Source organism: Flavisolibacter nicotianae (assembly GCF_003628535.1).
Classification (GTDB): domain Bacteria; phylum Bacteroidota; class Bacteroidia; order Chitinophagales; family Chitinophagaceae; genus Flavisolibacter; species Flavisolibacter nicotianae.
This window is the reverse complement of record NZ_RBCI01000049.1, coordinates 1-1,570: the sequence shown is the minus strand read 5'-3', so window position 1 is coordinate 1,570 and position 1,570 is coordinate 1. Positions and strand designations below refer to the sequence as shown.

General features: G+C 50.4%; 1 protein-coding gene. It reads left to right on the top strand.

What is annotated here, in order from left to right; genetic code table 11:
* The first annotated feature begins 227 nt into the window (after nucleotides 1–227).
* Nucleotides 228–1,169: a class I SAM-dependent methyltransferase gene (locus D6024_RS26325; RefSeq protein ID WP_121357803.1), complete on the top strand. Its 942-nt coding sequence runs from the start codon at nucleotides 228–230 to the stop codon at nucleotides 1,167–1,169.
* Nucleotides 1,170–1,570 lie beyond the last annotated feature (401 nt).

The window sequence follows — 1,570 nt, the reverse complement described above, 5'->3', positions numbered from 1 at the left end:
CAGTTGCCAGATGACCAAGCCAACATCGACGTTCATCAAATTAGACTTCTTCCGTATATTTAAACTATACGAGACAATGGTTTCCTTTTGCCTGAGGGAGACCGGCAGGTCAATTGGACAGGTCACGGTTCGGTTATCGACCGGCTTCCAGCCTGCAAGGTCGGTCCCTGGTCGTTTTCAGCCTCCGGTTGCCGGGAGAAAAAGCCATGTCTTGCTGCTGCTAACACATGAATGAACATTTTACTTTCAGAACCAACTGCCCCTGTTGCCATGCCGGCAGCTTTCGCACCCTTTATGAAAGCGTATTGGACAGCTCTCCCATCAAAGACTATCTGAACGACTTCTATTCGCCCCAGGGAGGCGTTGAATTTGCCTATTTAAAGGATGCGGTCTACCGGTTGTGCGAATGCACAAGCTGCCAGGCTATTTTCCAACAGGAAATTCCAAACGATACGCTGTTGGAAAAACTCTACGAAGAGTGGCTGGACCCGCAATTGGCCTTGCTGCGGCACCAAAAACAAGACGGGCTGGCCTATCACAGGCAGCACGCCGAAGAAATCATGCAAGTCATTGCCTTGCTGGGAAAGCCACCGGCACAGCTCCACTTTTTGGACTTTGGCATGGGCTGGGGTCAGTGGGCCCTGATGGCCAAGGCGTTTGGATGCACAGCCTACGGCACAGAACTTTCCCGTGAACGCATCGCCCATGCCCGGGCAAATGGTATTCACGTCATAACCTGGGAGCAATTACCCCGGCCGCAATTTGACTTTATCAATACAGAACAGGTGTTTGAACACCTGGCGGCCCCCTTGGACACGCTGCGCTACATAAGCCGGGGCCTAAAACCCGGTGGGCTGTTGAAAATCAGTGTACCTACGGCACACAACATCAAACGGCGCTTAGCCCATATGGACTGGAAGACACCAAAAGGAACACGGCTTTCCCTGAACCCGGTTGCACCGCTGGAGCATATTAATTTTTTCAGAAGAAAATCGCTGTTATGCATGGCAGAAGCGGCAGGAATGAAAGAAGTCACCATCCCCCTGAAGATCCAATACCAGCACACCCTGGACGTAAGTGGTCTGAAACCGTTTGTGAAATCCGTTTCCAAACCCATCATCCGCAAGGTGTGGAAGCAGCCCAACTACCTTTTTTTCCGCAAAACCTAACGAGTGCCTGCCAGGGAAGAGAGCGAATGCATCTCCCAGCTTGATCCATCTTTTAGCAAATCGGTGCCATCGGCAGTTCTTTATGTTCCAATCACGATAGCCAATAGCATGAAACCTCCTGCAAAAGCCTTCGGGTAATGCCCGTGAGCATACCGGGCATCCCGCATCGTTTCTCCCGAAAAATTGATAGTGCTTTTCTCCTTTCTGGAAGGCCCCACGTCTGCCGTTATTGGGCATGTTCTTATTGAAACAAAAATTTCTATTTTCGCCTGCCCTTCAATCATGCAAAGAATCATCCCCAAACAATAGTTGCAGCTGCAGACAGAGCTATTGGCATTATTAGGCACCGGTCGTTCGGAGAAGATCCAGGTGGTCAGAAACAACATTGAAGTCCTTCACCA

What these genes read in the sequence shown, in the direction of transcription:
- D6024_RS26325 (WP_121357803.1), top strand. Translation starts at nt 228, where the DNA reads ATGAATGAACATTTTACTTTCAGAACCAACTGCCCCTGTTGCCATGCC.